The following is a 24,648-nucleotide window of genomic DNA, read 5'->3' as shown; positions in this document are numbered from 1 at the left end:
CGCCATAATACTCACGGCGTATGGTCAACGCCGTATCTGGTGTGCCGTGCTACTTTGACGGAGGGGCCGGCGGGGCGCCGACCAGACCGAGTTTTGTCAACGGTGAAGCGGTGAGTTGGCGCATCGCAAGCACAAGCCCGAATACCAGCATCGACACGCCGCACACCAGCATGATCGTCGCCGCGCAGGCGCCGGATTGCGTCCAGCTCGCTCCCAGCGAAAGCCCCGGTTCAATCTGCCACACGAGATACGCCCCGTACAAGCTGACCATGATGCCACCGGTGATCATCACGCTGCCGACAATTTGGATACTCGCCGAAGCCGAACGGGTGCCGATTTCATCCATGCCGGATGTGCGCGTGCAGGCGAGCACCAGCAACGCCCATCCGCCGACAATCAGCAGGCTCATCACCACATCCGTAGGGCGATGCCACCTTCCGGCGACCAGGGACAACGCAACGAGCAGCGTATAGGCCGAACCGACTGCGGCGCACGCGGCACGCCAAGCGCGAGGCACCGCGCACACCAGAACCACGACAGCCGCCGCGGCGAGCAACGTATGCCCCGATGGCGCAGTATTGCTGGCTGAAGAATTGATATTCTGCAGGTACGGGCGAGGCAGGACGCCTTTCAACAGCGAAGACCCGTAGCACAGGCCGGCGAATACGACCAGCTGGCCGAGCAGCCACCACCGCTTGCGGACCGCGGCGACAACGATTCCGACGAGTGCGAAGACGACGCTGATGGCGATCACCGTGCTCGACACCGCGAGCAGATGCACCAGCGATCGCAGCCACGACGGCAGCGAGGTGTTGAGTCGAAGCCACACTTCGTCATCGAAATTCTGCCCGTTTGCCGTGCGCACGCCAAGCCACCACACGCCAGCGGCCGCGGCGAACAGCAACAACCCGAACACCACGCACAGAATCCTGCTGGACAGACGTGGGTGGACGGTGAGCGGGTCAAGTCTGGCAAGACCCGAATCCATGCCTTCGACCGTGAGATCGCTATCCGCCGAGGCTGCAGCCTTTGCTGAAGCCGCCGGGGAACTTGCTGATATTCCGGCCAATAATCCGGAGTCTGCGTTATCGCCGGCGCCGGTGAGCGCGCCTACATTGCGTCCGCGTTTGGATGACGGAGACGCTTCAAGCGGGTCGGACGGCCAAAGATTGCGCATGCGCGCATCGGCCAGGTCGCCGGCATCGTCCGGAATCGGCGCGAACATCGGCTTTGCTGGCGTCATGGGCGTTGTCTGGCCCTGCGCGTCATCGGTCTGTGGGAACAGCATGGACGACTTGGGGTGCTGCAGCTGTTGCGGTTGCTGTGATTGTACCTGCTGCTGCGATTGCTGCGGGGCTGTCTGCGATGGGCCGGTAGGGCTGGACAGGCGTTCTGATGCCCCCGACCGAGACGGTGAGTGTTCCGCGGACTGTTCCGCGGACTGTTCCGCGGTATCCGTGTGGATGGTATCTCCGCGACCAGAGGCGGTATCGTGCGCGGTTTGCGATGAAGCGGTCCCGGAAGCGGGACGCAACTGTGCGGACTGGTCTGAAGGCGCGGTATGTATTGCTGGCATCGGAGGCATCAGAGGAACGCGGGGAGCTGCCGGCACCGGTGGCGCTGCAGGTGTCGATGGCGCTGGCGCAGGCGCTGAGTCAGCATATTCCGAAGGCACAGAGGCGGCCGGAGGCGCAGGCGCAGGTACGGCAGGAGGCATGGTCGAAGCCGGTGGTACCACGGATTGCGCAGATGCAGCAGGCGGCTCAGCCCCGCCTTGTGCGGCATTCCGTTCGGGGGCATGAACCGGTTGCGTCACGTCCTGTTCCTGCGATTGCGGGTCTTGTGCATTCTCGTCCATAGTCTCTGACTATACCTTCAGCGCTTCTGCACGCTTGCGCAATTCCCGGTGATTGTTCACAACCGCGGCACATCAAGTCAATCAGGACATGCGAAAAAGACCGCAGCAGGGATCATGCAATCCGGACGCCGAATTATCCGGAGGTCGTCGACAGCCACCGCCACCTCACCCTCCTGCTTCTACCGACGCTGAGAACCCCGTCAGCGTCGGTAGAAGGTTGAAAGACGACACATACGACACATTGTCGGGCACCCAGCTTCCGCCGACGAGGAAAAAGAAAAACCTCCGCACACCCGTCAGAGGCCACTTACCCTTGCTGCATTCCTGCCCTGGGGGAGTTGGGTGACGTAACGCCATGCGGAGGCGTATGCAAGTATACGCCATGGTCAGGGACAACACGAATCGGCATGGTGGCATCGTGGGACACGCCGGCTACCAGGGGATGATATTGTCGCGCGAATAATACACGTATCCCGGGCGCGGGTACTGGCCTGTCAGTTCCTCGATGGTGACCATCCGATAGCCTTTGGCGCGCAAGGCGTCTAGGATATGCGGCAACGCCGCAGCAGTATGTTCGTGGATGTCATGCATGAGGATAATCGAGCCCGGCCTAGCCTGCGCGGTGACCTTCCACTGGACAGACCGTGCGGATGCGCCTACCGCCCAATCGTAGGAATCGACATCATACAACGCGATGCCTGCACCAAGATGATTGGCCAGATAGCGCCGGCTCGCCTCGTCCGCGGCGCCGTGCGGCGGACGGAGCAGATTGACCGGGCGGCCCGTCGCTTCGCTGATGCGCGTTGCAGCGTCATCAAATTCCTGACGTTCGGTTCCCGCCTGCATAATCGCCGGCAGATCCGTATGCGACATGGTGTGGCTTCCCACCGGCATGCCGTAGCGCGTGTCATCACGCAGAACCGGAATCGCAGCATCGTCAATCGCCCCACCGACCGCGAAAAACGTCGCCCGGTCGCCCTTGTCCCGCAACGATTGCACAACGCGACGGCTGATATCGACTCGTGGGCCGTCGTCGAATGTCAGTGCGACACAAGCCGTACGGCCGCAGTCGATGCCACGCTTCGTATTCCTCGCACGGGTGAACTCGTCCGCCTTCGTGAACAACGTATGCTCGGCATCGGCGAGGGTACGATACGTGGAGCCGGGATTATCCGCCGCGGATGCCGCCTGGGTCAATGCGTCGCGCAATCCGCGCCCGATACCGGCATCGCGCAGGCCAGGGGTATCCCGATACAACGCACGCACACCCGGCATGACCGCGCGGATACGATTGACCGCCACCGCCCTGGCTTGCGGATCATGTTCGAACACACGCGCCGCTACCGGCTCGAAGACGCTGTGAATACGCCCGATCTCGGGCCGCAGCCGGTTCGACGCATCGCGGAGCGCTTCGACATGCTCATGCAAGGCGACCGGCGACTGTTTGGCTGCACAAGACACCCGAACATCAGTGATCGCGTGCACGGCCGCGTCGGTTTGACGCCGTTGGTTCGAGGCTTCTGCGGCAACCGTCCGCAGACGTTGTGTCTCACGTGCCTCACTGTTGGCAGTGCGCGATTCGGCGGCATCCCGTGCAGCGAGCGCATCCGCCTGATCGGCCAGCGCCGCGACATGCGCGTCAATGAGCCGATACGTGGTCCCCCACTCCACGCAATCCGCCAAAGCACGGCGATACCAAGCGTACGCGTATAAGCATCCCAACAGAACAGCGCTGCCGGCGAGCGTCATGATGACGAGTGCCGCGACCACGCGCCGGACGAGCGTTCGGGACGTGGGATGGGACCGAGAGTGAAGTATGGGCGATTGCGCCGGTTGGGGTTGAGACTGGGGCCGGGGCTGGGACTTCGATTGCACGTGACCGGCTGATACGCAACTGTGCGTCGGCAGGTCGTCATGGTCTGTCATCATGCCATGTTCCTTTCCCACGTTCCTTCCGGGATCGCCACCGACTCGATGTATCCCCTTCATGCGGCCGCACACGCCTCACGTTCGATACACCATGTCTGTTCCGTACGGCGCAGCGCACTGCGCTGTGTCAAATAGATGCGCCGTGTCAAGTAAATCCACGATGCCGTGACGGTTCGTGCAGACCTTACGATTATCCCATACTCTGATGATTGCTGCAAGGATGCCAGATTGATGATTGACGAAGGTCCGCAGGCCTAGATCCAAGATCGCAACCCGAAAACAGAATCGGGCCCGGTCACGGCCGACCCCACCCCATCACCACGACCCACAGCCCGCCGAAAACCGCAGAACACCAACAATCTCACCCACAACCCACGTACACTCCACCCCGCCGGCCCGCACCAAATCCAAGCTCACACCCCGAAAACCGAATCAGGACACCAAACCAACCACCCACGGCCCCGGCACCACGGCCTTCCGCCAACCCAGCCCAGCGACCTTCGCCGTGCAACAACACAAAAGCCCCCGGATTCGGGGGCTTTCGCATGCTTAAGCTCAGACTGTTATGACCATGTCATGAGCCGAAATCGGCGGCATGGCCGGAGTCTGGAATCGGTTACTCCGCGACGACCTTGACGGTGAAGGAAGCGGAGATCTCCGGGTGCAGGGCCACGGTGGCGGGGAATTCGCCGGTGGTCTTGATGGTCTCGACCTTGATGGACTTCGGGCTGATCGGAGCCTTGTCAGCAAGGGCGGAGGCGATTGCGTCAGCGGACACAGCGCCGAAGAGCTTGCCGGACTCGGACACCTTGGCGGCGATCTCGACGACCGTGCCCTCGATGGCGGCCTTGGCAGCGACGGCATCCTCGCGGGTGGCGAGGGCCTTGGCCTGGCGTGCGCGCTTCATCGCTTCAATCTGAGCGGCGGCACCCTTGGTCCACTTGAACGCGAGACCCTGCGGGAAGAGGTAGTTGCGGGCGTAACCCGGACGCACCTCGACAACGTCACCGGCGTGACCCAAGTTGGCCACGGTCTGGGTGAGAATGATCTTGGTTTCAGCCATGTCGATATCCTCCTGTTCAGCGACCGGTGGTGGCGTACGGCAGCAGAGCCATCTCGCGGGCGTTCTTCACGGCCTTCGCGATCTCGCGCTGTTCCTGGACGGTCACGCCGGTGATACGGCGGGAACGGATCTTGCCGCGATCGGACACGAACTTGCGCAGCAGCGCGACGTCCTTGTAATCGATCTCGGTGATCTTGGCGGCCTTGAGTGGATTCGGCTTCTTCTTGAACGGCTTGACCGGCGGTTGCGGCCTCTTGCGTGACATCTGATGTTCTCCTTAGTGCAAACTTGATTTACTGCTGGAAGCAAAGTCCGGCGTCAGAACTCGGGTTCTTCCGAATCTCCGCCGAAATCGTCGCTGGATCCGAACGATCCGAAGCTTGATCCCGACTGGCTGGAGCTCGACGTGCCCCACGGATCCGCTGCCGGAGCGGCGGGTGCCTGTTGGGCAGCCGGAGCGACGGAGGCGCCGCCGGTGTAGCCGCCCGAGTAGCCTGCGCCACCCTGGTAGCCACCGTTGCCAGCGAACCCGCCATTACCGGCGTTCCCCGAGTTTCCTGCGAATCCGCCACGATTGCCGCCAGCGAACCCGGAGCCGGAGCTCTGACGGGTCACCTGCGCGGTGGCGTATCGCAGGGATGGACCGATCTCATCGACCTGCATTTCGACGACAGTACGGTTTGACCCGTCCTGCGCCTGATAAGAACGCTGCTGCAGACGGCCTTGCGCAATGACGCGCATGCCCTTGGTCAAGGATTGGGCGACATGGTTCGCCAAATCACGCCATGCAGAGCAACGCATGAACAGCGCCTGTCCGTCTTCCCACTGACCGCTGTTGCGGTTGTAGGAGCGCGGTGTGGATGCAATGGTGAAACTTGCGACCGTCGCCCCGCTGCCAATGGTGCGCAGCTCAGGGTCGCCGGTGAGATTACCGATGATGGTGATTGTTGTCTCGCCTGCCATGACGCTACCTTCTTACCTGTTGCGGACTCGTCTGTTGCGAATCGGATGTGACCGGACTTGTGAATCGGACGGCTCGTTGAGCCTTGCTTCAGCAGTGCTGAACGACTTACTTGTCCTTGCGAAGAATCTTCGTGCGGATAACGGACTCGCTGAGGTTAAGCAGACGATCGAGCTCGTCACTCGTGGCCGGCTCAGCGGTGTAGTTGACGACAACGTAGTTGCCCTCGGTGTTGCCCTGGATCTCATAGGCGAGCTTGCGGCGACCCCAGTAATCGGTGCCGTCGACAGAACCGCCCTCCTTGGTGACGATCTCCAGATACTGCTCGGTCAGCTTCTTCAGACCGCGCTCATCCAGCTCAGGATCGGCAATGAACATCAGTTCGTACTTATGCGCAGACATCACCCACCTCCTTCGGACTAAAGGCCGTGGACCTTCCACGGCAGGAGTGTGTATGCGACTGCCCGCAGGTGCTGCGGACAACCACGCCAGCATACTCCCGATGCCTGACTTTCGACATGCGTCGCGCGGCACGCCTGATTTGTCGCGCTCCCCCGGATTTGACGCACATCCCGCCTCCGTCCGTACCGTCTTATGCCCCTGCCTTGTTATATTAGGTGATGTTTCAATCCCATCAATCGACCAAAGGGTCGGGAAGGCGCAAGATGTCGGCAATTCTCGAAGGCAAACCGGACAAGCGATTAGCAGTGGTCACGGGACGCGCCTACCCGCAGCTCGCTCAGGAAACCGCCGAATACCTGGGCACGCATCTGCTGGAGACCACCGCATATGATTTCGCGAACGGCGAGATGTACGTACGGTTCACCGAACCGGTTCGCGGCGCCGATGTATTCGTCATCCAATCGCATACCGACCCAATCAACAAGTGGCTGATGGAGCAACTCATCATGGTCGACGCGCTCAAACGTGCCTCCGCACGTTCCATCACCGTGGTCGCGCCGTTCATGGGCTATTCGCGTCAGGACAAGAAGCACCAAGGCCGCGAGCCCATCACCGCGCGCCTGATGTTCGACCTGTTCCGCACGGCGGGCGCCGACCGCATCATGACCGTGGACCTGCACGCTTCCCAAGAGCAGGGCTTCTTCAACGGTCCGGTCGATCACCTCACCGCCATGCCGGTGCTGCTTGACTACGTGCGCAGCTCCATGCCGATGGAGAACGCGACCGTCGTCTCCCCCGACGCCGGACGTATCAAGGTTTCCGAACAGTGGGCCGCGAAGCTCGGCGGCCTGCCACTGGCGTTCATCCACAAGACCCGCGACACTACGCGCCCGAACCACGCGGTCGCACACGGCATCATCGGCGAGGTCGAAGGACGCGATTGCATCGTCGTCGATGACATGATCGACACCGCCGGCACGATTTGCGAAGCCGTGCGCACGTTGCGCGACGCCGGTGCGAAGAGCGTCACGCTGGTTGCCACGCATGGTCTGCTGTCCGGCCCCGCTATCGACCGACTCAAGGACTGCGGGGCGCGCGAAATCGTGCTTATGGACACCGTCCCCGTGCCGCAGAGCAAGCGCCTGCCTAATATGACCGTCCTGTCGGTCGCGCCACTGCTGGCCGCCGGCATCCGTTCCGTGTTCGAGTCCGGGTCGGTGACCACGCTGCTCAACGGTCTGCCTGACGACATGCGTCCACGCAATATCTATGCGTGATTTACGCGTGAACGAATCCGTGCGATGCGTTTATGCGTGTCTATCCTGCGTGGACAGACACGCATAAACGGACATTTGTAAACGGATGCCTGCGGGCTGATACCTGCGGCAACCGGTTCGTGCCACCGCAACGACGCGATGGTACGAACCGTGCAAAGCCTACTGCTGGGCCGAAACCGGCCGACCACGATATGAAAACCGGACGCTTGCTGAGTATGCGTTCTGCTAGCATGGCTCGCACACGTACACGACCGAAGGTTCGGGCATTGTACTGCGCAGTTACCCTTGCAATCGAAAGGCCATAATGTCACAGAAAATCAAGGTCGGCATTCTCGGCGCAACCGGCATGGTCGGGCAACGCTTCGTCACCCTGCTCGAAAACCACCCGTGGTTCGAGCTGGTCACGCTCGCTGCATCGGCGCACAGCGCCGGCAAGACCTACGAAGAGGCTGTCGGCGGGCGTTGGAAGATGGAAACCCCGATGCCGCAGTTCGTCAAGTCCATGATTGTCAAGGATGTGGCGGATGTCGAAGACGTCTCCGCGGATGTGGATTTCCTGTTCTCCGCAGTCAACATGCCGAAGGACGAGATTCGCGCAATCGAGGAACAGTACGCGAAGACCGAAACCCCGGTGGTGTCCAATAACAGCGCGCACCGCTGGACGCCGGACGTGCCGATGGTCGTGCCGGAAATCAATCCGCAGCATTTCGACGTGATCAAGTACCAGCGCAAGCGTCTGGGCACCACGCGCGGCTTCATCGCCGTCAAGCCGAACTGCTCAATCCAAGCGTATACGCCGGCTCTCGCCGCATGGAAGGAATTCGAGCCGCACGAGGTCATCGTCAGCACGTATCAGGCGATTTCCGGCGCCGGCAAGACCTTCAAGGACTGGCCGGAAATGGTCGGCAACATCATCCCGTACATCGCGGGCGAAGAAGCAAAATCCGAGAAGGAGCCGCTCAAGGTCTTCGGCCACGTCGATGATGCGACCGGCCAGATCGTGCCGTTCGAAGGCCCGCTGCGCATCACCTCGCAGTGCATCCGCGTGCCTGTGCTCAACGGCCACACGTCCACCGTGTTCATCAACTTCGGCAAGGACCCGTCCAAGGAGGAGCTCGTCGACCGTCTCGTGAACTACACGAGCGAAGCCGCCAAACTCGGCCTGCCGCACGCGCCGAAGCAGTTCATCCAGTACCTCACCGAGGACGACCGTCCGCAGGTGAAGCTGGATGTCGATTACGAGGGCGGCATGGGTATCTCCATCGGCCGCTTGCGTCCGGATTCGATTTTCGACTGGAAGTTCGTCGGACTCGCGCACAACACACTGCGCGGTGCGGCCGGCGGCGCGCTTGAATGCGCTGAGATGCTGCACGCGCTCGGCTATATCGAAGCGAAGTAAGACCAGCGTCGGCGAGCGTTGAGTGCAGGTGAACGTCTGTCGGCTGTTGCAGTCCGGCTGCGGTGATGGTTGCCGACGGCAGCGACGATTCAACAGCGACGATTGCTGACAGCGGTAACGGCGGTATCCGCCCACCCGCGTATGCCGTGACATACGCGGGTGGGCGGATACCGCCGTTTGTTGTTGCTACAGCCTGTCCATTCGATCAGTTGCGTATGCCGAGACATGCACGGCGCAACACATACGACAACATTCCACCGTTCAGCGACCCGTACGTTTGAATCGTGCATGCCGTGACATACGCCATACGTCAAATACGGCAACGTCCGCTGCATTGGTACGTCAAACCACCCAATTACGCATGCCGCAGCATGCACGACGCGACACATACAGCAACGTCCACCGCCCAACGGCCCGTTCCGTCTGAATCACGCATGCCGGGACATACACGACGGGCAGAACACACCTGACGCGCCAGACACACCAGACAATCCCCAACACCCACCCCCAACAACACACAATCCCAAACCACAACAGGAAAGGCCCGCCGCCGGCATACAACCGACGACGGGCCTTCGCACCATCAACGCCCTGCCGCCCCTAGACAGGAGCATCACCGAGTTTGCGGCTCAGCAGCTCTCAGCCCGGCGATTCAGCGACCGGTGCCGCCGTAGACCACGGCCTCCACCTGATCGGCGTCGAGGCCGTACGCGGTGTGCAACGCACGCACCGCGTCATCGAGCTGGTCGAGCGGGACCAAAGCCGCGATGCGGATTTCGGACGTGGAAATCATCAGCACGTTGATGCCCGCGTCGCTCAGCGCGTTGAAGAACTTTGCGGCCAGACCAGCGTGTGTCTTCATGCCCACGCCGACTACAGCGACCTTGCCAACGCTCGTGTTGACGTCGAAGGACTGGTAGCCGAGCTCGTCATGCTTGTTCTGCAGCAAATCCTGCACCTGCTTGACGGCGGTTTCTGGGACGGTGAAGGAGATATCGGCGGTGCCGGTGGAGGCGCTGGCCTGCACGATCATGTCCACGTTCACGCCGACTTCAGCGAGCTTGGTGAACACCTTCGCAGCCATGCCGGGCTCGTTCGGCACGCGGCGCACGGTGACCAGCGCCTCGCTGCGGTCGTGCGCGACACCGGAGATGACCGGAGTCTCGGGACCGAGGTCGGGGAACAGGTCGCCCATGGATTTGTTATCGTTCTCGTTCATTGTTTCCTCGAATCAGTGCAACTTGCGGTTGCGTTGCGGACAGTTGTGTTGGTATGGATATGTCGTGTGTTGTGCGCCTTGCACAGGCGCCCCGGAATCCTCCGGATACTATCTGCGTGTAAGGTTCGGCACCGATGCGGGACTGACGCCCTCGGGCAGAATCAGTGTGCCGTTGCGGTGGGAGAAGGAGCTGCGCACATGCAGCGGCATGCCGAAGCGCTGCGCGTATTCGACGCAACGCAGGGCGAGCACCTTGGAACCGCAGGATGACATTTCAAGCATGGATTCGTAATCGATGACCGGGATGCGGCGGGCGGTCGGGACGATACGCGGGTCGGCGGTGAACACGCCGTCAACGTCGGTGTAAATCTCGCATACGTCAGCGCCAAGCGCAACAGCCAAGGCGACAGCAGATGTGTCGGAACCGCCGCGGCCGAGCGTGGTGGCGTCGCCGTCCTCATTGATGCCTTGGAAGCCTGCGACGATGGCAACGCTTCCTTTCTCAAGCGCATGGCGGACACGGTCGGGCTTGACGGCGCGAATATGCGCCGCACCGAACCGCGCGTCCGTCATGAAACCGGCCTGGGACCCGGTGAACGAGTACGCATGGGAACCGGCGGAGTGAATCGCCATGGACAGCAGGCTCATGGAGATACGCTCGCCTGCGGTCATGAGCATGTCCATTTCACGGGCCGGCGGGGTCGAATCGATGCTCATCGCCTGGTCGATGAGGTCATCGGTGGTGTCTCCCATAGCCGAAACCACTACAGCGACGTCGTTGCCAGCGTTTTTCGTTTCGATGATGCGCTTGGCAACACGCTTGATCGAGTCAGTATCGGCGACCGAGGAGCCGCCGTACTTCTGCACGATAAGAGCCACGATTGTCCTATCTTCTCTAAAGGAATGTCCTGCGCCCGTATTGTACGCAAGTGGGACGATTATACGAGTCGCGCAATTCGGCAGGATAGCCGGTGACCACCATACGGAACGGCATGATGGCAAGGTTTTTGCGCATTACGCCTCACGTCTGCCGGCGAGTGCCCGGCCGAGGGTGATTTCGTCCGCGTATTCGAGGTCGCTGCCGACGGGCAGGCCGCTGGCGAGCCGGGTGACTTTGATGCCGAGCGGCGACAGCAGACGGCTGAGGTAGCTGGTGGTCGCTTCCCCTTCGATATTCGGGTCGAGGGCGAGGATAATCTCCTTGATGTCCGGGTTTTGCAGGCGCTCGAGCAGTTTGGGGATGTTGAGGTCCGCCGGGCCGACGTTGGCCATCGGGTTGATGGCACCGCCGAGCACGTGGTACAGGCCGTGGTATTCGCGGGTGCGTTCGATGCTCATCACGTCCTTGGGCTCTTCGACCACGCAGATCATGGACTGGTCGCGCCTTGGGTCGGAGCAGATCGGACAGGGGCTGGTCTCGCACACGTTGCCGCATACGTCGCAGAATCGCACTTTTTCTTTGACGTCGGTGATCGCCTCGACCAAGTTGCGCACTTCGTCGTCGTTGGCGGACAGCAGATAAAAAGCGATGCGTTGCGCGCCTTTGGGGCCGATGCCGGGAAGTTTGGCGAATGCGTCGATCAGGCGTTGGATCGCGCCGTCATATGCCAATGCCATTGTTGGGCTCCTTTTACGATAAATCTGCCGATTGAGCGGGTGTCCCGCCAAACCCCGGCGATATAACGCCGGTCAGGCGATTGCGGGGTTCTGCATGCTATCCGCCTGTTATTTCTGGGACGAAGCGTCCATGTCGTTGTGACGGTTCGGCGGCTGAAGGTTCTTCGGGTTCTTCGGGTCGTCGGGGGCGAATTGCTCGACCGTTTTCACTTCGAAGAGTTCTTTGAGTTCTTCGACGCTGAGTGCCGCGGCGGTTCCAAGCGATTCGTCGTTAAGCGAGTACTCGTCTTCCTCCGGCGGAACTTGCGGGCCGCCCGACGCACCGGAGTACGGCTGCGGGTTGTGTGCACCGAGGTCGCCCGGCTGTTGGGCCCAAGGGTCGTCCTGAAGCTCCACCGGTTCCGGATAATCCTGTGGTTCCGCGGTCTGTGCTCCTGCTGCCGGCATGGAACCCCATACATCGCCTTCGCCCTGGCGCACCGGGGTCCGGGGATTGCTCCGGGTTGCCGAGCCTGATTGTGCGGCGGACGGCATCGTCGGCGTAGCTTGCCCGGCGGGCGTCGCGGATGCATTCGACGCGTCCGGTGCAGCTGAAACGGCCGGAGCGGCGGAAGCAGCTGAAGCTGTCGGTGTCGCAGGCGTGGCCGGTGTCGCCCATGGATCGATGCCATCGCTGATGTCCGGCACCGCCACGTGCTTGTCGTGATGCGGCTGCGCGGTGCTCTGGCCACCTCTGCCGCTCTGGTCGACCAGGTTTGACGGGGATCCGCCGATCGCAGACGGCATCGAACCATTGTCTCCTGTCGGCTTGTGCACCGGCAAGGGCTGCAACCACGGGTCATCCTCGGCAAATGCCGCATCGACGGACGCGATTGGCCCAGAACCCGCCGGAATCATGGAAGGGGCGGGTGCGGCGGACGTCATCGCGGGCGGAGTCATCATAGCCGTCGGCGCTGCGACCGCCGCCGCTTGGGCGCTTCCCCGTCCTCGGTGGCTGGGGTCGTCGGCGTCCTGTGTGTCGTCACCGGACTGCCCCGGAGTCTTCGCCTCCTTGCCAGTCGGACCTGCATGGATACCGACCGTCACCGCGGCAAGGGTGGCTGCGCTTTGTTTCGCCTTTGCGAGCGCAATTTCACGTTTGACCTGGCTAACCTGCTCGGGCGACATGCGTCTGATGGATTCTACGGTTTCTCCGTTCGCCGCGGTCGGAGTAGGTGAAATGCGCGCGCCATCGCCGAAGATTTCCTTGACGATGTCCTGCACCACGACAGCCGCTTTCTTGCCGTCATACGCTTCGTCGGACGACACCGCAAGCGCGAAGGCGTGCTGGTCGATGGGCTTGGCGAAAGTCATGAGGAGCTTGGATTTCCCGGCGGGACCGGCGATGAGCCGGACGGACGGCACCCGCTGTTGGTCAACGTATTCGCGGATATCCGACGGCAACTTGGTCAGAACGGTCTGCCAACGTTCCTCGACGCTGCGGGCGTCCTGCGGTTCAGGCATGGCGGGTGCGGCCGTGCCGCCAGTGTGCGGGACCTGATTGCTTCCAGCGGTCGGCGGCATTGCGGGTGCACCGGCCTGCTGTGTGGCGGGTGCAACAGATGCCTGCACGCCGTCGGCTTGCGTACCAGGTGTACCGGATGTCTGTGTTTCCGTCGTCCGCACTCCTGTTGCAGCATGGTCCGGCAATGGCGCGGCAGGGGCCTGCTGGCGTGCCACCGCCTGAGTGTCTGCATTGCTTGACGGTTGCGCGGCGGGGTTGCCTGACGCGGCAGTCTGGGCTTGCCCCTTGCGCTTGTTGCGGGTCGAATCGATGAAACCGCTGCGCATCGGAGGATTGCCGGCGCGCTGCTGAACCGGGGCACCGGATTGGGCCGTCATATTCGCCGAAGACGTGACTAACGGGCCGAATACGCTTTCCTCACGGCCTGCCAGCAGGCGGGCGACCAGCAGTTCCAGACGCATACGGGGCGACGTGGCACCGCTCATCGTGCCGAGCGTGTCGTTAATCGTGTCGGCAATGGATGTCAGCGAGCGCAATCCCAGGGCGGACGCCTGCCGGTGCAAATCGGCGATATCCTCGACTGCCGCATCGTCGCTGAGCACACTTTCGGCACGGTCTCCACCCAAAGTGAGCACCAGAAGATCGCGCACACGCGCCAGCAGATCTTCCACGAAACGTCGTGGCTCGAATCCGCCGATCACAACCTTCTGCACGACCCCATACAGCTGTTCACCGTTGCGGTCGATAATCGCGTCGATCGCCTCTCCGATCAGAGAATCCGGGGTAAATCCGAGCAGCGCAACCGCCGAATCATGGGAAATGACGCCATGCTCAGAACCCACCATCAGCTGGTCGAGCACCGACAGGGTGTCGCGTACGGAGCCGCCGCCCGCGCGCATGGCGAGCTTGAGCACGCCCGGCTCCGGCTTGATCTGTTCCTTCTCGCAGATTCCCTCGAGGTACGGGCCCATGATTTCAGGCGGAACCAAGCGGAACGGGTAATGGTGGGTGCGGGAGCGAATCGTGCCAATCACCTTGTCCGGTTCCGTCGTGGCGAAGATGAACATGACATGTTCCGGCGGTTCCTCAACGATTTTGAGCAGCGCGTTGAACCCCTGCTGGGTGACCATATGCGCTTCGTCGAGGATAAAGATCTTGTACCGGTCGCGAGCGGGCGCGAAGCCTGCGCGTTCACGCAGTTCGCGGGCATCATCGACACCGTTGTGGCTTGCGGCGTCGATTTCCACGACGTCGATGGATCCCGGTCCTCCTGTGGCGAGATCCTTGCAGCTCGGGCATTCACCGCACGGATGAGACGTGGGGCCTTTCGCGCAGTTGACGCACCGCGCGAGAATACGCGCGGAACTGGTTTTGCCACATCCGCGCGGCCCGGAGAACAGGTACGCATGGGTGAGCCTGTTCTGGTCAAGCGCCCGGCTGAGCGGTACGGTCACCTGATCCTGTCCGATGACCCCGTCGAACGTATCGGGACGATACCGTCGATACAATGCCAACGCCATGTCCAACTCCTTCATAGGCCGCAAACGTGCCCTACAAGCATACGCGGCGCAGGCTACCGCACCGCGACCACCAGTGTCCCTTTCACCAATCTAGCGTTGCGGCAGAACACGCCACACCGCCTCATCCACAGGCCACGGGTCCGGCGCGAGAGGTTTTCATAATCATCATGCCGAAACCCTGCCGGTATTCGTAGCGCACGCTCACCGTGACGTCCTCGCCATCGACTGTGCAGGCCGCGACACCAGCCCCATCGGCGCGAACGACACGCCCTGCCACCGCGCATGGGTCGCGATGGCCTTCACTCAGCGCCACTGCGGCGGACACCGCAGCATCATCAGCCCACGATCTGACACGATTCCCGGTGATTCTCGCATGGCCGACGCCGGCGGCGGCAAGCGCTGCTACGCATGCGACGGATATGATCATCACCATGAGCACCACCGCCGACCCCTGTTCGCGGGATGGAGAGGACTCGCGGGATTCATGGGGCTCACGGGACTCACAGGGCCCATGGCAGCGAACACCGGTCACGAGGACGCTCCGCTCGCAGACCCTTGCACCGATGCCGGCAAGACGCTGCTCATCCCGGACACGACCGGGCACTGCGTGTGCACAGTGACCAGTCCCCCATCCTCCGAGATCGTGGCCGTGGCGTCTTTCCCCGCGACCGCGGCAACAGCCGTCGATGCGATGTTCCGCGCCTGTTCGCCGTGCGCAGGCACCCGGGCGACCACCACTTCGCGAACAGCTGAAGACGCCGCGTCCTGACACGCCATCGACGTGGTCACCACATGCGTCAGCGAAAGCACCATCGCCATGAGCACCACCGCGACGGGAAGCACCATCGCGAATTCCGCGGTGATGGCACCCCGCTGCCCATTTTGTTCAGGGGCATGAGAACGGCCCCGCGCGGCGCCGGATTCCCCCGGCCACTGTTCCCCCGACAACCGAGTGGGCCATGCCGCCGACATGCCGAATCCCCCATCGGCATTTCTGCGAGCGCCCGATGCGCCGTCCATCCCCTGCACGGCGCCGTGGCTTCCGGCTGCCCTCATGCGGGGCCGTTCACATGCGTATCCCATTTCAGCCCTTCTTCAACTCCATAGCACCCTTGATCAGAGCGAGCACGAGATTCTTCACGATATCCGATTTGATGACCGCGAACAGCACAGCGGCGAAACCACAGGCAGCAACGAGAACCATCGCGTATTCCGCGGTCGCCGCACCTTTCTGCGGTTCGACGGCCATCAGGCGGATTTTCGCGTCAATCATGCACGCACGTTCCTTGGCTTTGCGCGCCGCCGTTATCGGAGCGCTCCGCATGGCTGTGATGAATCCTGTTTTCCCTTGCATCAAGGGTTGGTGAATGCCGGTCATGGTTGTTCCTTTCTGATATGGCCCGAGGCTCCGGGCACCGCCTGCCTTGGCGGTATCCCCAGTGTGCCCGACCGGGACCTCGCGAGGGAAGCTCGAACGGGCAATGTGGTCGAAAGACGACTGTTATCCACATCGACTTATCCACATCCCTGTCCATGTCATCCGTCCATGTCATCCGTCCATGTCATCCGCACTGATTCCGCCCTGATTCCGGTCGGTTCCAGGCGGGTTCCGTCAAGTCGCCAAGCGAAACGCGCCATCGAAACAACAAACGACCCGCTCAGCCTCCTATCAGCGACATCGCAGTCGGCACCACGCCAATCACAACGAACGCCGGCAGAAAACACAACGCCATCGGCAATAGAATCCGCACCGACAACCCCGCCGCCGCCTGCTCAATGGCATGGCGGGCGTCACGGTCGGCGCGTTGCACCGCCAATTCCAATCCGCGCACCGGGGAAGACCCATGCTCCCACGAATCACGCAAACCCTCACGAATCAGCCGACGCGCCGAGACACCGGCATCGTCCCCGACCCGCCACGCATCATCCCACGACGTACCCCGGTACAACCGTCGCGAGACCGCGCACAGCGCGTCCCCGGTCAATCCTCCGGTCAACTCGCCCACCGCGTCCAACGCGCACGGAACCGATGCGCCCTTACGCAACGCGACCGCAAGCATCTGCACCACAAGCGCATCGCTCGGACGTAGCCCATCATCCGCAAGCCGGCGAGCCGCATCAATCCGGCCAATCATGCACGGTCCCGACCTACGCAGCATCAACAACAATGACACGCAGCACGAGGCCAACACCGCAAACGTTGCAGCAGCCTGCACACCCATCAGCTCCCCTTTCCAGCCCGGCAGCCGCCGGTTACGATTCCTGCAAAGCCGAACGCACCATGGAACGCACCCACACGGCACCAGCCGCATACCCGGACAATCCCAGGCACAGACACGCCACACCGACAGGCGAACCAAGCAGAGTCTGCAACGGATGCGCGCCAAGCAGGGCGCCGAACCCCCAGGTGCCGAACGGCAAAACGAGCAGCAGCTTCACTGTCGCCTTCGGCATCGCACTCGCTTGGGCGACCAGCTGGTCACGGCCCACCGAGCGGCGGAACGAAGCGCTTACCGCTTCCAGGCAGGACCCCAGTTCGCAACCCAAGCGACCGCTCAGCTGCGCGGCGGCACACACTTCCGCCGCAATCCGCTCAAGATACGCCGACTCGCCGTCCCGAGCGTGGGCAGCGAGCGCTCGAATCACCGCAAACCGGTCCACAGCGTGCCCCGATAGGCCAGATAATCGGGTGGATTGACCTGACTGATCTGACTGGCCTGACAATTGGCTCGATTGCCCCGATTGCTGCCCGGAAAGTCTGGAAAGCGAATCCTCCAACGTGCCTCCCGCACGCACCCCGGCAGTCAACATCGCCAGCGCCGCATCCAATCCCGCGGCTGCGGGCGGCTCCACTGCCCGACCATCAGCGGCATCGCGCAACCGCCCTCGGCACGACACGCCATCCCACACCGGCAACATCAGCAACGCCGCACAGCAGATTGCGGCGATCAACGGCCACAGAATCATTACACTTCCGCCACCTTCAGCGAATGGCCCTGCCACGATGTCGCCGTCGACGCGAGCCAGCGCGCCGCGAAATCCTGCCACCCCTCAATCGCGAGCGGCCGGCCGACACCATCCCATGCCAACAACGGCACTCCGACCAAAGCGCCGTGAACCACCGCAAGGGTGCCCACCTGCGCGATATGCCGCCCGGCCGACGTACGCTCCACATGGATCACCGCATCAAACGCGTCCTGTGCGAGCATACCCAAAGCCCGAGCGTCAAGCCCCGCCAGCAACCCCAGCGATATCAACCGTGCAGGCACACGCTCCACGCCATCGGCATGCAAGGTCGTGGCTCCACCACGATGCCCGGAGTTGAACGCACGCAACAAATCAGCGATCTCCTCACCGCGGCATTCACCCAACACCACACGGTCGGGGCGCATCCGGAGTGTCGCCTTCACCAGCTCAGGCAAGCCCACCGCCCCAGCGCCCTCGACATTCGCCTCCCGAGCAACCAGCGACACATGATTGCCGCCGGAAACCGCAGCCAATTCGCCAAGCTCACGGACTTCCTCGACGCTGACGATACGCTCGCCGATTTCACAACGACCGAGCAACGCCTTGAGCAGCGTGGTTTTCCCGGCGCCTGTGCCGCCGGTGATGAGTATCGTGGCACGGCCGCGAACCAAGCCGTCCAGCAGGGCAAGCCATGCCAGCGGGAACATGCCGGAGGCACACAACGATTCCAATGTTGGCGGCAGGCTTCCCGGCAGACGGATCGAAATCGAGGCGCCTTGTGGCACAATCGGCGCGATGACCGCGTGGACGCGGATTCCGTCAGCTGTTGACGCGTCCGCAATCGGGCAGGCGTCATCAAGACGACGACCCATCTGTGCGCACAGCCGCACGGCGTAATCGCGAACGACCTGCGGCGAGCGGAACGGCACGGCGATGCGGCACGGAAGCATGCCCGCCCCGCGATCGGCCCAGACCCCGCCGTCGCAGGTCACCGCGATATCAGTGACCTGGGCGTCCTGAGCCAGCCATTGCAACGGGCCGAACGCGATGGACAATGCTCTGCGCGGCGCTGCGGGCGCGGGGATTTCCGGGTTTGCTGAGTTTGCTGAGTTTGTTCGACTGGCTGGGCTGGCCGGGCTTGCGACTTTGGCGCTTGCGTTATTCCGGGGATCATCACGATTCATGCGATGTCCTCGTTGCGGCGAATTGAGCCGGCGCGCTTGATGGCGGCAGAGTCGGTGGGGTGGCCTCTGGTGTGGCCATTGGTGTTGTTGCTGTCAGCGGGACTGATGTTGGTACTGGCACTGGCTGCGAAACTGGCGCTTGCACTGACACAAACGGCGAGACTGACTCTGGCGCTAGCGGCGCCGTTGCAGTCATCGCCGTTGTCACAGTCATTGTCAGTGTCGTAGTCACCACCGGTGTCGCCGATACGCTCAATGCCGGTGTTCTCATCGCAGTTCTTGTCGGCATTGTTCCCGCTGTCATCCCAGATACAGCCGCTGCAGGAACAGTCATCCCAAGTACAGCCATCCCAGATTCCACCATCTGAGGTGCAATCATCACAGTCGTTGCAATAATTGCAATCATTGCCGTTGCGACTGTTGCATTCATCGCAGTCATCGCCGCTCCCAACTCCCCGCCGGCCTCGCCGACCCCGTCCTCCTGGCATCAAGCCACGATGCCACAGTGCGCAATGCTTTCGCGTTCGCCCGGTTCGGCTTGAGCAAGCCGGTCCCCTCAAGTATCGCCGCGCACAACCGCGTGTCAGGCTGGATGCTGCACAGCACGTCGATGCCCAGGTATTCCGCCGCCTCATCAACGCCAATCACACCACGGGCGGATGCACGGGCGGTCGGCGGCAGAACCCCGACCAGCGCGATATCGTCCTCTGTGACCGTTCCCGAAGCGGTACGATCGGCGAGCGTGGCGCGGTGATCGGACGACCGTCGACTGCCCCGGCCGGTCAGCGCCTCGATGCACGCCTGCGCGCGGACCGTGCCGAGAACGGACAATTCAACCAGCAGAATCATCGCGGAGCCTTTGAGCGGCAACGGAATCGCTTCACCGGGCGAATACCCGGCACGCCCCGCATCGACAACCACCATGTCATACATCTCGGCCAGTGCGCAGACCGCCACGGCAATCTCCCAATCCTGCGGCATCGGGCAAATCCACGGGCGGCTGGACAGCACGTCAACGCCATCCCACGTGGTAAGCCGACGACGCAAGGCAGCGCCGTCCACCTCGCCCAACGGAGCCGTGACGGCATTGAGCAGAACGCCAAGCTCGCTTTCCATGCCAAGCAGGACATCCAGTCCGCCGCCGGACAGGTCAGCGTCCACCAAGGCGAAGTCCCTGTCGTCGTATAGACCGTGCAGCGTTTGCGCGAGCAGCGCCGCGAAGGTGCTTGTACCGAGTCCGCCGCTCGCCGACAGTACAATCGCCGCATTCGGCGCGCGGTACACCGGCGACGAACATGGGACGCCGAACGAATCGGTCCCAGCACGGTAGGGGACGTTCGTCACCACGTTAGGGTGGGTGACCTGTTCAGATTGGTGCGTATTCGCATGTGTCATATGTGTCATTGGTGATGTATGTGATGTCATACCATCCAATCGAACACGGTATGGGCGCTCGAGCGCCACTTCGAACCGGGAATGTGGTCGAAAGATGATTCCCGCGGTATGGCTGGGTTTCTGGCTGGTGTGCGGGCGATTGTTCCTCACGTGATGCCATGGTTTCGCGCGTCTCAGGGTCACTCGGTATCGCGAATCGGGACAAACCACAAGTGATGATGTCCCTCCCACACTGGCGGATGTCAGGGTTCATCACCGGTGACGCGTATGAAACGGCGCGATGATATTCCGCGTTGACGGATGGCGGAGTCAGGCTGTGGACGGGAGTGTTTGTAATCATCTGCGGTCCGCACTGGTGGTTTGACGTCGGTATCTTGCGTATTTGCGGTACTTGATGGTGCCTGGCAACGTGTATCTCGACTGACTGTAGTACCTCGCGGATTGCATCTGCGTTATCTGTGTACGGATAGGTCCGATACCGCGAGTACGACCCGCGGAATTTCAACGACGCTACTTCGGGTCTCTGGCGCCGATGAACACAGATACGCAAGATACGGTCGGGCAAGTACTACAGATATCGCAGATATCAGCACTGAGCACATGGTATCGCGGTGTATCAAGACCGCCCCGAGGGTTATAGGACAAAATGTGTATCCGGTGGCGGGTCAGTCGGGGGTGCCGTGGCATTTGGGGCATCGCGGAGTGTTCATTCCGCCAATCTGGCACATTCGAACCGCCCGTATGCCTTGCGCCGCAACGGGTCAGCACTGATTCCGGACACACATTCTGGCCGCGCTCGAAAGTGACGGCATGAGGATTCGAAACCGCGACACGCCTGGCAGGACAACCCCTCACACCCGATTCCGGCCAACCACCCCACCACCCAAACTAGTTACACTAACGACCCTCCCAGCGTAACCAGTTTGGGAAAAGGACTGCAGCAGGCACACGCACCGCCCAGCTACCGGAACACTGGACGCACACTGGCCTATTGCTTGGGGATACGATCGAACAAGTGCCCGAACAAACGAGAAGGCCCGCCGAAGCGGGCCTTCCGTACAAGGCTTAATGAGCAGAATCTCTTCACAACACCATCGTTGTAACGGTAAGTCTTTCCAATGCCCGTCCAACGTAACAACCTTTCGTGGCTATACACTACTGTGGGCTTCTGCTCTCTTAAGTTTTCCTTGTACTTGTTATTATGCCCCGATTCTCGCCGACCGCAACTCGATATCGTCGTCTGCGGCGGAATTGTTCATTTATTTGCGCAAGTGTTCGACGGCACATCCAAACGCGGCAATCTTGCGGATTCGTGTGCGCATCGAACCGGTTCGTATGTGCGATTATGTGCGCACCGAAAGACACGCCGGTCGCACCGGTCCGGCAGCCCTTCCCCCAACCAACCATTTCCGCACAAATCAGTACCAGAACACACATTCCACCACGCCATTGATGTCCTTGGAACCCAGCGGCAATCAGCGAGGCGCGGGACGGCATGCTCTGCCGACCGCCGAGTTATCCGTCACTCGACGCCTTGCCGACAGGTCAGGGATATCGGCAATCTCATGTATGCGAAGACATACATCATGCGCTGAAACCAAGCGCACCGACGCTCGAACGTACCAGAACCACCAAGTCATGCATGCCATGACATTCGCAGACCGACAGATATGATCACACAGCGCATTCAAGTCGCCGGATACCACTCAGTCCTGCAATCATCTGTTGCGCCACAGGCCGATACCGACCGCCAAGTCCCAGAACACCCCACACAACGCCCCGCCGTGCGACCTGTCAATCGCACCACAACCGGGTACCATCCAGCCAACCAACCCACCCGCAACCCATCGCACCCCAGCAACCACCGCACCCACCCCACCCGCAACACGCCGAAATGTAAACACCGGCTAAATTTTCCCGACTTTGCCGCGACAACTCCCAGCCAAGTGCCTAGAGTAGTGGTATGGCACAAATTTTTGACGCACCCTCGAAGGCGATTCTGCGCAGCCAGATAGCTGAGCACATCGCCGAGACAGACAAGAACGACAAGCGGGAGACCCAGGAAGGCGAGCAGCCGCTGCCGCCAGACCGGTTCTTCGACCGCGAACTCAGCTGGCTGAAGTTCAACAAGCGCGTCCTCGAGCTCGCCGAGAACGAAGACGTTCCGCTGCTCGAGCGCGCCAATTTCGGCGCGATCTTCGCCTCCAACCTCGACGAGTTCTTCATGGTCCGCGTGGCCGGCCTCAAGCGCCGCATCGACACCGGCATCGCCGTCACGTCGCCGAGCGGCCTGAGCCCGCGCCAGCAGTTCCGCGCCATCAGCGAACAGGCCCACCGCCTGCAAGACGAGCATGCGCACTACATCATCGACCATATCCTGCCGGCGCTCGCCGATCAGCATATCGTCCTGCTGAGCTGGGACAAGCTCACCACCGCCGAACAGGAACGCCTGTCACGCTACTACCGCCAGCAGGTGTTCCCCGTGCTCACCCCACTCGCTGTGGACCCCGCGCACCCGTTCCCCTACATTTCCGGCAACTCGCTGAATCTCGCGGTGCTCGTCGAGAATCCGACCAGCGGCAAGACTCATTTCGCCCGCGTGAAGATTCCGGGCAACCTCAACCGTCTGGTCCCGGTCGACGATCTGACCGATGAGGAGAGCCGCGAGGAACGCTACGGCTTCATCACGATGGAGAACCTAATCATCGCCCATCTGGAATCCCTGTTCCCCGGCATGATTATCAAGGAGGCGCGATCCTTCCGCGTCACCCGAAACGAGGATATCGACGTCGAGGAAGACGACGCCGAAAACCTGCTCAACGCGATGGAGAAAGAACTGCTGCGCCGCCGCTTCGGGCCTCCGATCCGCCTCGAGATCTCCGACGCGGCCAGCCCGTTCCTCTCCCAGTTGCTCGCCGACCAGCTGCGCGTCAGCGCCGACGAGGTCTACCGTCTGCCCACCCCGCTGGACATGACGGTTCTGTTCGAGCTGCAGGCCATCGACCGCCCGGATCTCAAGTACCGCCCGTTCATCCCGATCACCAACCGGCAGATTGCGGAAGTCGAATCCAGCCATGCGCAGGACATTTTCGCCGCCATCCGCGAGCGCGACATCCTGCTGCACCATCCCTACGATTCCTTCTCGACTTCCGTGCAGGCGTTCCTCGCCCAGGCGGCAGCCGACCCGAAGGTGCTCGCCATCAAGCAGACGCTGTACCGCACGTCCAGCAATTCGCCGATCATCGACGCGCTGATTGACGCGGCGCACGCCGGCAAGCAGGTCCTCGCGCTCGTCGAGATCAAAGCGCGGTTCGATGAGGACGCGAACATCATGTGGGCCCGCAAGCTCGAACGTGCGGGCGTGCACGTGGTCTATGGCATCGTCGGACTCAAGACGCACTGCAAGCTCTCGCTCGTGGTCCGTCAGGAAGCCGATGGCCTGCGCCGCTACTGCCACGTAGGCACCGGTAATTACAACCCGAAGACCGCCCGCCTGTACACCGACCTCGGCCTGCTGACCTGCGATCCGGTGGTCGGCCAGGATCTGACCCGCCTGTTCAATCAGCTGTCCGGTTACGCGCCGAAGTCCAGCTTCCACCGTCTTCTGGTCGCCCCGCGTACCGTGCGCACCGGTCTGATCCAGCGCATCCGCCGCGAGGAGGACGCTGCCCGCGCCGGCAGAGAGGCATGGATTAAGATCAAGGTCAACTCGATCGTCGATGAGAAGACTATCGACGCGCTGTACCGTGCAAGCCAGGCGGGTGTGAAGATTGATATCGTCGAGCGCGGCATTTGCGCGCTCAAGCCCGGCGTTCCCGGCCTGAGCGAGAACATCCGCGTGCGTTCGATCCTTGGCCGCTTCCTCGAGCACAGCCGCATCTACGCCTTCGCAAACTCCGACGGCCCGCAGATCGGCGAAGGCCCGATTTCCGGCCCAGAGGTGTGGATCGGTTCCGCCGACCTCATGCATCGCAACCTCGACCGTCGCGTGGAGGCGCTTGTACGCATCACCGCGCCGGAGCAGGTGGAGGAGCTCATCCATTACGTCGATTTGCAGATGGCCGATTCCACCATTTCGTGGCATATGCAGCCGGACGGCACGTATGTGCTGCATTCGCGCGATGAGGAAGGCCGGCCGCTGGTCGATTGCCAGGAATACCTGATTCACAAGCATCAGCGCAAGCCGGGGACCAACACGCTCGCTCACTGAGCCTGCTCGGCGTAAAACCGCAAGAAATCAGGAAACGGGATGCGAGAGATTCGCCGCGTACGACACCCTTGCGATTGCCACGACGATGATGGCGGCCGACTGCAACCGGTCGGCCGCCATCATTCATGTCCAGGTCCCGTTCG

At 62.0% G+C, this 24,648-nt stretch carries 20 protein-coding genes and 1 other RNA gene; 3 read left to right on the top strand and 18 right to left on the bottom strand.

Going from position 1 to position 24,648, the window contains the following annotated elements; translation table 11 throughout:
- Positions 1-49: 49 nt before the first annotated feature.
- From ACZ41G_RS00980 to rpsF, 7 genes are all read right to left on the bottom strand, one after another.
- Positions 50-1,576, bottom strand: coding sequence for a phosphatase PAP2 family protein (locus ACZ41G_RS00980; protein WP_464145429.1), 1,527 nt, complete (start codon positions 1,574-1,576; stop codon positions 50-52).
- 555 nt (positions 1,577-2,131) lie between these two features.
- An RNA gene (ffs, locus tag ACZ41G_RS00975) (signal recognition particle sRNA small type) lies at positions 2,132-2,228 on the bottom strand.
- 62 nt (positions 2,229-2,290) lie between these two features.
- Positions 2,291-3,628 carry a polysaccharide deacetylase family protein gene (locus ACZ41G_RS00970; protein ID WP_464145427.1) on the bottom strand — a complete coding sequence of 446 codons (1,338 nt, stop codon included), beginning with the start codon at positions 3,626-3,628 and terminating at the stop codon, positions 2,291-2,293.
- Positions 3,629-4,403: 775 nt separating this feature from the next.
- Positions 4,404-4,850, bottom strand: a complete 447-nt coding sequence (gene rplI / locus ACZ41G_RS00965) for a 50S ribosomal protein L9 (RefSeq protein ID WP_026650709.1) — start codon at positions 4,848-4,850, stop codon at positions 4,404-4,406.
- Positions 4,851-4,866: 16 nt separating this feature from the next.
- A complete protein-coding gene (rpsR, locus tag ACZ41G_RS00960; RefSeq protein WP_015449763.1) occupies positions 4,867-5,115 on the bottom strand; it encodes a 30S ribosomal protein S18 in 249 nt (82 codons plus the stop codon).
- Between the two features lie 53 nt (positions 5,116-5,168).
- Entirely contained in the window at positions 5,169-5,813 is a 645-nt protein-coding gene (locus tag ACZ41G_RS00955) for a single-stranded DNA-binding protein (RefSeq protein ID WP_015449762.1), read from the bottom strand.
- 106 nt (positions 5,814-5,919) lie between these two features.
- Positions 5,920-6,213: a 30S ribosomal protein S6 gene (gene rpsF, locus ACZ41G_RS00950; protein WP_015449761.1), complete on the bottom strand. Its 294-nt coding sequence runs from the start codon at positions 6,211-6,213 to the stop codon at positions 5,920-5,922.
- 263 nt (positions 6,214-6,476) lie between these two features.
- On the opposite strand from rpsF, the gene ACZ41G_RS00945 reads away from it, so the two are divergent.
- Positions 6,477-7,490, top strand: coding sequence for a ribose-phosphate diphosphokinase (locus ACZ41G_RS00945; protein ID WP_033494052.1), 1,014 nt, complete (start codon positions 6,477-6,479; stop codon positions 7,488-7,490).
- Positions 7,491-7,794: 304 nt separating this feature from the next.
- Positions 7,795-8,889, top strand: coding sequence for an aspartate-semialdehyde dehydrogenase (gene asd, locus ACZ41G_RS00940; RefSeq protein WP_321046628.1), 1,095 nt, complete (start codon positions 7,795-7,797; stop codon positions 8,887-8,889).
- Between the two features lie 652 nt (positions 8,890-9,541).
- On the opposite strand, the gene ACZ41G_RS00935 is transcribed toward asd, so the two are convergent.
- From ACZ41G_RS00935 to ACZ41G_RS00885, 11 genes are all read right to left on the bottom strand, one after another.
- A complete protein-coding gene (locus tag ACZ41G_RS00935) occupies positions 9,542-10,108 on the bottom strand; it encodes an ACT domain-containing protein (RefSeq protein ID WP_029576046.1) in 567 nt (188 codons plus the stop codon).
- Positions 10,109-10,216: 108 nt separating this feature from the next.
- The gene (locus tag ACZ41G_RS00930) at positions 10,217-10,987 is read right to left on the bottom strand and encodes an aspartate kinase (protein WP_081966540.1); all 771 of its coding nucleotides are present in this window, start codon (positions 10,985-10,987) and stop codon (positions 10,217-10,219) included.
- 135 nt (positions 10,988-11,122) lie between these two features.
- On the bottom strand, positions 11,123-11,725 hold the full coding sequence (recR, locus tag ACZ41G_RS00925; protein WP_033506663.1) for a recombination mediator RecR: 603 nt from the start codon (positions 11,723-11,725) through the stop codon (positions 11,123-11,125).
- Positions 11,726-11,833: 108 nt separating this feature from the next.
- Complete coding sequence (gene dnaX, locus ACZ41G_RS00920) at positions 11,834-14,749, bottom strand: DNA polymerase III subunit gamma/tau (RefSeq protein ID WP_464145423.1); 2,916 nt, start codon at positions 14,747-14,749, stop codon at positions 11,834-11,836.
- 121 nt (positions 14,750-14,870) lie between these two features.
- Positions 14,871-15,281: an Rv3654c family TadE-like protein gene (locus ACZ41G_RS00915; protein WP_275039741.1), complete on the bottom strand. Its 411-nt coding sequence runs from the start codon at positions 15,279-15,281 to the stop codon at positions 14,871-14,873.
- Positions 15,278-15,721 carry a TadE family protein gene (locus ACZ41G_RS00910; RefSeq protein WP_412171309.1) on the bottom strand — a complete coding sequence of 148 codons (444 nt, stop codon included), beginning with the start codon at positions 15,719-15,721 and terminating at the stop codon, positions 15,278-15,280. Before ACZ41G_RS00910 ends, ACZ41G_RS00915 begins: the two co-directional genes overlap by 4 nt.
- 112 nt (positions 15,722-15,833) lie before the next feature.
- Entirely contained in the window at positions 15,834-16,127 is a 294-nt protein-coding gene (locus ACZ41G_RS00905) for a DUF4244 domain-containing protein (protein WP_029576051.1), read from the bottom strand.
- A gap of 280 nt (positions 16,128-16,407) precedes the next feature.
- On the bottom strand, positions 16,408-16,884 hold the full coding sequence (locus ACZ41G_RS00900) for a type II secretion system F family protein (protein ID WP_464145420.1): 477 nt from the start codon (positions 16,882-16,884) through the stop codon (positions 16,408-16,410).
- A gap of 118 nt (positions 16,885-17,002) precedes the next feature.
- A complete protein-coding gene (locus tag ACZ41G_RS00895) occupies positions 17,003-17,716 on the bottom strand; it encodes a type II secretion system F family protein (RefSeq protein WP_052401014.1) in 714 nt (237 codons plus the stop codon).
- Entirely contained in the window at positions 17,716-18,765 is a 1,050-nt protein-coding gene (locus ACZ41G_RS00890; protein ID WP_412171308.1) for a CpaF family protein, read from the bottom strand. The genes ACZ41G_RS00895 and ACZ41G_RS00890 overlap by 1 nt, the downstream gene beginning before the upstream one ends.
- A 570-nt stretch (positions 18,766-19,335) precedes the next feature.
- Positions 19,336-20,304, bottom strand: a complete 969-nt coding sequence (locus ACZ41G_RS00885) for an ATPase (RefSeq protein ID WP_464145418.1) — start codon at positions 20,302-20,304, stop codon at positions 19,336-19,338.
- A gap of 1,954 nt (positions 20,305-22,258) precedes the next feature.
- Here ACZ41G_RS00885 and ACZ41G_RS00880 point away from each other — a divergent pair.
- Complete coding sequence (locus ACZ41G_RS00880) at positions 22,259-24,505, top strand: RNA degradosome polyphosphate kinase (RefSeq protein WP_033506620.1); 2,247 nt, start codon at positions 22,259-22,261, stop codon at positions 24,503-24,505.
- Positions 24,506-24,648: the final 143 nt, after the last annotated feature.

It is taken from the genome of Bifidobacterium porcinum, from assembly GCF_055378475.1.
Note: the sequence above shows the minus strand (reverse complement) of the source record. Positions and strands in the feature narration are given on the sequence as shown.